This is a genomic window from Roseibium sp. (assembly GCF_025698965.1).
In the GTDB taxonomy this organism is placed as follows: domain Bacteria; phylum Pseudomonadota; class Alphaproteobacteria; order Rhizobiales; family Stappiaceae; genus Roseibium.
In genome coordinates this window covers 1-7,947 of the sequence record NZ_JAILWL010000307.1, presented here as the reverse complement: position 1 = coordinate 7,947, position 7,947 = coordinate 1, and the positions used below count along the sequence as shown (strand labels likewise).

Here is a 7,947-nt window from a genome sequence, read left to right as displayed (position 1 = left end):
CCTTCCACTGCCGAAGCGGTTCAATGCAGCCATGACCGAGAAGGCCTATGCCAATCTGCGTGCCCTTAACGAGGACTGGCATTACGGCAACAACTATTTGCTCACCATCATCCTGGAGAACTTTGACGAAATCGTCGATCAGGATCGCTTCCACGAAGTAATGAGGGAGTTTGTTTCGGTCTACGGACAGCCTGATGGCCAGAAGATGGGAGCCGACCGGACATAACCCGGCATCGCTGCACGCGAGTTTCCAGTGTGCGCGGTGTTCTCGTCATTCAGATGACAAATCTTTAATCCGCCAAGCCACCAAATTGCCCCGTTTCAGCCAGCCTATGTGTCCGTTTGGGCACTAGGAAGGACATGTAAATGGCGGCAATTTTCGATCTGTTTGACTGGGCTGCACCGCAATCGGTGGATATCGATACGGTTGTCCTCAGCGAATGGGATGGTGGGGCCTCTGTCTCGGTCATCGTAAAAAATACAGGTACTGAAACCTTGCAGGACTGGGCGCTGGCCTTTGAGGTTCCGGGCGAAATCAATTACGTCTGGGATGCCAGCATCGACCATGAAGGCGTAATTGCAATCGCAACGCCTGATGTACTCAAGGAGGAAATTGCGCCAGGCGAAGCATCCGCCTTTGGGTTCAACATTCTGCTCGGTCCGGAAGGCTGGGAAGAACCGCAATTTCAGTTTGGCCAACTGACAGAAAACGGCAGCGGCTCGCCGGAGCCCGATATACCAGGTGTGGAAGAGCCCGACCCTGATCCGGCCCCCGCTCCGACCCCTGATGCCGGCACCCCTCCTCCGCCGGCGGATAATCAAACTTCAGTATCCCATGACGTGGAAGTCTCGGTTATCTATGCCTCAACCTGGGCAACGGGGTTTTCGGCAAACATTCTTCTGGCCAATCCGACAACAGAGGAGATCACGCTATCCGAGATATTCTGGTCTCTGCCGGACGGTGTGACGATTGATGCGGTCTGGAATGCCGACGTGGCTGTTGTCGACGGCCTGGCGACATTCGTTCCAAATGACGGTTTTACGGTTATTGGAGCAGGCCAGGCAGTCAGCATCGGTCTAAACGCCTCTCATGACAGCGGAGAAACTGTAACCATCGATCCGACTGTCTACGTTCTGGGAACAACGACCCCGAACCAGCCAGATGAGCCAGATACGCCTAGCGACACGCCGGTGAGCGAACCCTGGGACGGCACGGCGCCGCTGAACCCGATCATCGGAACGCAGTCTATAGGTCCAGGTTACACGTTTACCGGTGAGAACGGTCTTGTCGAAACCGCCAAGGCCATCCGGGAGTCCGGGTCCAACATCTTGAAGATCGCGCTCGACCCGACACTCTACGGCATGTCGAGCCTTTACCAGTGGCAACCGGTCGAATTGCTGACGAAGAACGAGGCCTTCCAGGAAGTCCTTGCAATGGACTTTGACCATTATTTCTTCTGGTTGGAACGGTCAGGCCCCTGGGCGGACAATCTGGGCATCAGCCCCGAAGAATATGAACAGGAGTACAAAGTTACTTACGATCTGGCCCGACACCTTCTTGAAACTTTCGAAGGCACCGGCAAGACCTTCTATATCGGCAACTGGGAAACCGACTGGAACCTGCTGGAGTGGAATCCGACGATTGAAGATGTCAATGACACCCGCATCGACGGCCTCGTCGATTGGATCAACCTGAGGCAGGACGCTGTCGATCAGGCAAAGATGGACGTGCAGGCCGAGGGGGTCTCGGTCTTCCATTACCTTGAACTCAACCGCGTTGACGATGCGCGCACCAATAACTTCGAACGGGTCGTCAATGAAGTTCTGCCCAGAACCAATGTCGATCTGGTGTCATACTCTGCCTATGACGTGCTCTTGCGAGAAGAGAACATCGGCAACTTCAGCGAAGTCCTGGCCAGAAATCTCGACTACATCGCCTCTCTTCTCCCCGAGAAAGAAGGGCTGCCCTTCGACAAACGTGTTTTTATCGGTGAGTTCGGCTTCTATCTGAAATACATGACACCGGAGCAGCAATACGACCTGACGCTGGAGGTTCTCAAAGGTGCGGTGGAATGGGGAACGCCCTTTGCTCTGATCTGGCAGATGTACGACACCGCTGCAAATGAAGGCCTCTACCTGATCGGACCGGACGGACGGCCGACGGCGATTGCCTTGCTTCTGGAAGATTACAACCAACAGATGGCCGCCTGGTTCGACACTTTCCGGCAATCCAATGGCAGGTCACCAACCGACGAGGAAACCCGCATACAGGCTCTAAACGTGTTGAATCAGTTTCCGAGCAACACCGCCTAACTCGCATTGACACATGGACAATTTTCCCGAGGCGCCCTGACGTTGGCGTCCTCGGGAATTTTTGACTGTGTCCGAAATGGCTATTGCATCAAACGGAAACCTGCCTTAAGAACTTCATCCGTTAACCCTCAGGTCACGCGTTTGCGGCACTCTTGCAGGGTAACCGAGATTAAGACGACCAAAGGCCAAAGACAGACCCATGATCGCGGCACGCGACAATTCTGGTGTTTCTGAAACCGCGCTGACCCAGCGCGGCGGTCTCATTCTACTTGGCGATCTCCTCCTTCTTAGATGCCCCTGAGCGTCGGCAGCTCCGCGTTTTGACTAGCGGAACGGACACTTAGGGGAGATACTTCAAAAAACGCATCACGATAATCGGATCGCGCCTCGTTCTCGTTAATTCACTCTTTCACACAGAACGCCGATCCAAGCCTGGGACGAAACGACATGAACACCGCACCCGAGAAGGATCAGGTCCGCATCTTCGACACCACCTTGCGCGACGGCGAGCAATCGCCTGGCGCGTCAATGACTTTGGAAGAGAAGCTGCAGATTGCCGAAATCCTCGACGACATGGGCGTCGATATCATCGAGGCCGGTTTCCCGATTGCCTCCAATGGCGACTTTGAAGCGGTCAGCGAAATCGCAAGACGTTCGAGAAACTCCGTCATCGCGGGTCTCGCCCGTGCTATCCACGCCGATATTGACCGGTGCGGAGAAGCCGTGAAACACGCCGAAAAGGGTCGCATTCACACCTTTGTATCCACCTCTCCGATCCATCTGAAATACCAGATGAACAAGACCGAAGAACAGGTTCTGGATATCATCACCGACACAGTGACCCGTTCACGGAACCTGATTGACGATGTTGAATGGTCGGCAATGGACGCAACCCGCACATCGATCGAATATCTGTGCCGCTGCGTGGAAGCTGCAATCAGATGTGGTGCGACGACCATCAACTTGCCAGATACGGTTGGTTATGCAACGCCGGATGAGTACAAGTCCATGTTCGAGCAGATCCGCGAAAAGGTGCCGAACAGCGACAAGGCGATCTTCTCCGTTCACTGTCACGACGATCTCGGCCTGGCGGTCGCCAACTCGCTGGCGGGTGTTGAGGGCGGAGCCCGTCAGATTGAATGTGCCGTCAACGGCCTCGGTGAACGCGCGGGCAACGCTTCTCTGGAAGAAATCGTCATGGCAATCCGCACCCGTGGGGATGCCCTGCCCTACGAAACCCAGATCGATCCGAAATACCTGGTCCGCGCTTCCAAGATGGTGGCGGGCGCGTCCGGCTTTGCCGTTCAGTACAACAAGGCGATTGTCGGTAAGAACGCTTTCGCTCATGAAAGCGGCATCCACCAGGACGGCATGCTGAAGAATGCCGAAACCTACGAAATCATGCGTCCGGAAGATGTCGGCGTGAAAGCGACTTCACTGGTCATGGGCAAGCATTCCGGCCGTCACGCCTTCCGTGACAAGTTGCGCGAACTGGGTTTCGAATTGGGCGACAACGCCCTGCAGGACGCTTTCCGTCGCTTCAAGGATCTCGCCGACCGCAAAAAGCATGTCTATGACGAAGACATCGAGGCTTTGGTCGAGGATGAAATCAACATCCTGGGCGAAAGCACCAAGGTTATCGCCCTGACCGTGATCGCCGGCACCGGCGGTCCGCAGAAGGCGATCCTGACGATGGACGTCAACGGCCAGCACATCACCAAGGAAGCCACCGGCGACGGCCCGGTCGACGCGACCTTCAATGCGATCAAGTCCATCGTACCGCACGAAGCAACGCTCTCCCTGTATCAGGTACATGCAGTGACCGAAGGCACGGACGCACAGGCTGAGGTTTCCGTCCGCCTGGAAGCCGAGGGTCGCATCGCCACCGGAAAGGGCGCAGACACCGATACGCTTGTTGCTTCGGCACGCGCATATGTGTCTGCCATGAACAAACTGGCCCTGCGTCAGCAGACCAACAATCCGGGAGCGCTGCAGGCCGTTTAGGCCGAAGCCTCGCCTCCTGATTTGAAAAAGCGAAGGGCCGCATCTTGCGGCCCTTTTCTGTTTTACCGGCTATTTGCAGAGTTCACCGGAATACCTGACCAACCCTTGCAGGTCCTCAGGGTCGCGCAAATCCACAAGACCATAGCTGCTGAAGGAACCGCTGTAGTCCTCAAGCGTTCCCCTGCCTCGACCGTCCTGAACATCATAAGTGATTTCAATCATGTAACGACCTGGCTTGCCCGGGATTTCCGTCAAGATACCAAGATCTTTAGTATAGACCGCGCCACCGTCGGCCCGGCCGAAATAGTGCTCCATGTCCATCTCAAGGCCTGTTTCCGTTACCCGCTGCGCCAGGATCTTGCCGCTGGCATTGGTCACCGATCCCATCAGCGTCGCGGAAATGATCACCGGTTTCCCCTTGCCTTCCGAAAAGAAATTAGGAATTGCAACACCACCGACTTCCAGGCATTCGGCAGCCTGAGCTGAGCTCACCAAAAGAGTGAAGCCGGTCGCAAGTAGCAGTTTGCGCACAAACATCTTCATCATCATTCCTTCCACAAATTCACGAATGCTCAACCTTGCGCAACAAGATCAAGGAGTTGCTGATTGGTTCTGGCTTCACCATCGAGGTTCCAGGTGCCGTCAACGGTATGAACGACGTTGGAATAGATGCGTTCTCGCGGCAGCTTTCCCATCGCCGCGTCAGCGATAATGTCGGTGGCTTCCTTGAAAAAACCGACCTGAATATCACGATCGACCAAGGCAAATGACGGTGTCTTGCATTCAAGCCACACTCCTTCGGCAGGGTCTCCTCCGACAAGAGTGCCGTTTTTGGGGAGTGGCTGGATCTGCATAGTGACGTTCGGGGTCATCACGGCATTCCCGGCAAGTCCATGCCATTTCAAAAATGCGTCCGTAATCATGCGCCCGGCCCTGAGCCCGGCTTCAGGCGTCAGCAGTCCTTCGGTGTAATTCAGTGTAAGTGGCATTTTGAATTTCCTCAGATTGATTCAAAAATATAACGTTCGTTATATTTAATGACACACCCTACATATGTAACGGTCGTTATGTTTTCAAGAATTATATTACGACCGTTATCTATGTTGAGAAAAACGATTATGAAACAACAGCTTCGTAAAGCGGAAACGCATAACGCCCTGGTATCTGCCTCCAGCCGGGCCTTTAGAAAGCAAGGCTATTCAGGTGTCGGAGTGGATGCGATTGCCAAAGCTGCCGGCGCCACTTCGGGGGCTTTCTATGCTCATTTGGGGTCCAAGGACGGAGCGTTTCATGCCGCTCTCGAGCTTGGATTGAACGAAGTCCTCGAAACCGTTCCCGATTACCAAAAGCGCCACGGTAAGGACTGGCCGGAAGCTTTTGCTCACTACTACCTGGGAGCCACGCACCGCAAGGACCTTGCCTGCGGCTGCGCAATGACCGCCATGTCTCCCGATGTCGTGCGCGCACCTGAAGAAACGCGCGCACTCTATGATCAGAAGATGAGTGAAATTGCCAATCTCATCTCCCATGGCTTGAGTGGGGCAAGTGACCAAGAGCGGATTACAAAGGCCTGGGCCTTTTTGAGCATTCTAATAGGTGCGCTGACAACGGCACGTGCCATGTCAGATGAAAAACTGGCCGAAAAGGTCACCAAGGCAGCCATTCCGGCAGCTTTGGGCGCAATTTCATAAGTTCGGGTGAACGTAAATACAATCTGCACAATGATGCCGAACAGGCAGCACACCCAGCGCCGATCTCATTGGCCCGGTGCAGATTCAATGACGAAATTCTGTTCTGATCGCCGCCGCCATTGCGTTAACACTTTCAGATACTGCCTCTTCTGATATGCCAAGAACGAGTTTCGAGACCGGAGCTGGTCCAAACCCTTCCGCTTCGTCGAGAACTACCAATCCCTCCCTCAACGAAGATCGGCCAAGCAAGCCGACGGCGACACCGGCTTCGACCGCAGCAATGACACCGGAAACACTCTGACTGGAATAAACGACACGATACGCTCGCTCCATCTGCTCCAGCGAACGAAGCGCAGCATCGCGCCACCAGCAGGCGTGGTCAAACAGAGCGACAGGCAATGGTTCCGAGGAGTTGAAATCCCGGTATGCCGACGCAGCCCAACAGGTCGGGTCTTCAACAAGCAGCTCTTCACCCGCTGAAGGCATCGCCACTTCGTAGACAGCCAGATCGAGTTGTCTCCTGGCAAGTGCATCGGGAAAGGAAGCACTCAACGCACAGGTCACTTCAAGTTCGACCAGAGGATGGGACTGCGTGAATGCGGCAACGATCCGGGCCAACCTGTCGCGGCCATGGTCATCCGGCAACCCCAGCCGCAGCTTCCCTCTCAAACCATCGGACGCGATTTCCCTCAAGGCATTGTCCAACCGTTCGGTAACACTTTTCGCGACGGGTAGCAGGCGCCGTCCCGTTTCCGTCAGCATGACGCCGCGGCCGTGACGCTCAAAGACCTTGCGCCCCAGCACCGCCTCCAATCGCTTGATCTGAATACTGGCCGCTGACTGCGACCGATAAATCCGCTGTGCCCCATCTGTGACGCTGCCGGCATCAGCGACCGCGATAAAGGTCCTCAATAGATCGCTGTCAAGATTTTCCATTCGAATTTCAGATTGCTGCTATTTAAACTATCCGTTTTATTCATATCACTGGATCTCCTACCCTTCAATGCGGGACAGGAGATGAGAATGACCGACCACACGGGTGCCGACACCGGGACATCAAGAACGCCATTGATTGCAGTCAGCGCTGGACTGATTCTGACGGCGCTTACCTGGATCTGGCCTGACCACGTTTTTAAAGCATTATCCTTTGCTGTTTGGGGACTGGTGGAGGTTTCTCCGCTTGTGATTCCAGGAATTTTTCTAGCTGCCTGGATCGTGGCCAGTGGTGCCGACACCCGCATTGCGCGAATTTTTGAACGTCGGACTTTCCGCGCCTTGCTCGCGGCATCGGCCATCGGTGCAATCACGCCAGTGTGTGGTGTCACCGTCCTGCCGCTCATGGCTGGGCTCCTTGCGGCCGGAGTACCACTGGCTCCCATCATGGCGTTCTGGCTGTCATCTCCGATTACGGATCCGGCCATGCTTGCGACAACCGCTGCAACACTCGGATATTCCTTCGCCTTTGGGAAAACGATCGCTGCCTTTGGTCTGGGCGTTTTCGGTGGTGTCACCACAGCCCTGTTCTCAGGTCGCCCCTGGGCAGCCGATGCTCTTCGCGACAATCGGCTGGTGGGGGGCCTAACCGGTAAAAAATGCTGTGGCAGCGATACGTTCCGAGCAGACATCTGGAATGATCTCGACCGTATGCGCCAGTTCCGGCGGCAATTTCTGGCCACAAGCCGTCTTATTCTCATCTGCCTGTTTCCCGCGTTCACTGCGGAATATGTGCTGAATGCAGCCCTGACACCGGGATCGCTGACAGGATATGTCGGAGAAAACAGTTGGTGGGCGATTCCCGCAGCCGTTTTTGTGGGCGCACCGGCCTATATTGACGGTTACGCTGCCCTGCCCCTCACACGAGGACTGATCGACCATGGCATGTCGAAGGGCGCCGCAATGGCATTTCTCGTTTCGGGTGGCGTGGTCAGCATCTGGGGGG

General features: G+C 55.3%; 9 protein-coding genes. 5 read left to right on the top strand and 4 right to left on the bottom strand.

What is annotated here, in order from left to right; all coding sequences use genetic code 11:
* Both K5905_RS21780 and K5905_RS21775 read left to right on the top strand, forming a co-directional pair.
* On the top strand, window positions 1-226 hold a 226-nt coding region (locus tag K5905_RS21780), incomplete at its 5' end, for a hypothetical protein (protein WP_297587673.1).
* Window positions 227-366: 140 nt separating this feature from the next.
* Window positions 367-2,313, top strand: a complete 1,947-nt coding sequence (locus K5905_RS21775; RefSeq protein ID WP_297587670.1) for a cellulose binding domain-containing protein — start codon at window positions 367-369, stop codon at window positions 2,311-2,313.
* Window positions 2,314-2,427: 114 nt separating this feature from the next.
* Here K5905_RS21775 and K5905_RS21770 read toward each other — a convergent pair whose 3' ends face one another.
* The gene (locus K5905_RS21770; protein WP_297587667.1) at window positions 2,428-2,577 is read right to left on the bottom strand and encodes a hypothetical protein; all 150 of its coding nucleotides are present in this window, start codon (window positions 2,575-2,577) and stop codon (window positions 2,428-2,430) included.
* A gap of 183 nt (window positions 2,578-2,760) precedes the next feature.
* Between K5905_RS21770 and K5905_RS21765 the strand changes: the two genes are divergently transcribed.
* Window positions 2,761-4,317 carry a 2-isopropylmalate synthase gene (locus K5905_RS21765; RefSeq protein ID WP_297587664.1) on the top strand — a complete coding sequence of 519 codons (1,557 nt, stop codon included), beginning with the start codon at window positions 2,761-2,763 and terminating at the stop codon, window positions 4,315-4,317.
* 69 nt (window positions 4,318-4,386) lie between these two features.
* Here the strand turns inward: K5905_RS21765 and K5905_RS21760 are convergent, their stop codons facing one another.
* Together K5905_RS21760 and K5905_RS21755 are read right to left on the bottom strand one after the other, a co-directional pair.
* On the bottom strand, window positions 4,387-4,863 hold the full coding sequence (locus K5905_RS21760) for a hypothetical protein (protein ID WP_297587661.1): 477 nt from the start codon (window positions 4,861-4,863) through the stop codon (window positions 4,387-4,389).
* 26 nt (window positions 4,864-4,889) lie between these two features.
* Window positions 4,890-5,306, bottom strand: coding sequence for a 4-oxalocrotonate tautomerase (locus K5905_RS21755; RefSeq protein ID WP_297587659.1), 417 nt, complete (start codon window positions 5,304-5,306; stop codon window positions 4,890-4,892).
* Between the two features lie 129 nt (window positions 5,307-5,435).
* Between K5905_RS21755 and K5905_RS21750 the strand changes: the two genes are divergently transcribed.
* Window positions 5,436-6,008: a TetR/AcrR family transcriptional regulator gene (locus K5905_RS21750; RefSeq protein WP_297587657.1), complete on the top strand. Its 573-nt coding sequence runs from the start codon at window positions 5,436-5,438 to the stop codon at window positions 6,006-6,008.
* A gap of 84 nt (window positions 6,009-6,092) precedes the next feature.
* On the opposite strand, the gene K5905_RS21745 is transcribed toward K5905_RS21750, so the two are convergent.
* A complete protein-coding gene (locus tag K5905_RS21745; RefSeq protein WP_297587654.1) occupies window positions 6,093-6,944 on the bottom strand; it encodes a LysR substrate-binding domain-containing protein in 852 nt (283 codons plus the stop codon).
* A gap of 87 nt (window positions 6,945-7,031) precedes the next feature.
* On the opposite strand from K5905_RS21745, the gene K5905_RS21740 reads away from it, so the two are divergent.
* Window positions 7,032-7,947: permease (locus tag K5905_RS21740; RefSeq protein WP_297587651.1), on the top strand; the 916-nt coding region annotated here is incomplete at its 3' end.

Bases quoted from the DNA above. Each gene is read 5' to 3' on its own strand.
- K5905_RS21775 (WP_297587670.1), top strand. From the start codon at position 367: ATGGCGGCAATTTTCGATCTGTTTGACTGGGCTGCACCGCAATCGGTG.
- K5905_RS21770 (WP_297587667.1), bottom strand. From the start codon at position 2,577: ATGAGACCGCCGCGCTGGGTCAGCGCGGTTTCAGAAACACCAGAATTG.
- K5905_RS21765 (WP_297587664.1), top strand. From the start codon at position 2,761: ATGAACACCGCACCCGAGAAGGATCAGGTCCGCATCTTCGACACCACC.
- K5905_RS21760 (WP_297587661.1), bottom strand. From the start codon at position 4,863: ATGATGAAGATGTTTGTGCGCAAACTGCTACTTGCGACCGGCTTCACT.
- K5905_RS21755 (WP_297587659.1), bottom strand. From the start codon at position 5,306: ATGCCACTTACACTGAATTACACCGAAGGACTGCTGACGCCTGAAGCC.
- K5905_RS21750 (WP_297587657.1), top strand. From the start codon at position 5,436: ATGAAACAACAGCTTCGTAAAGCGGAAACGCATAACGCCCTGGTATCT.
- K5905_RS21745 (WP_297587654.1), bottom strand. From the start codon at position 6,944: ATGGAAAATCTTGACAGCGATCTATTGAGGACCTTTATCGCGGTCGCT.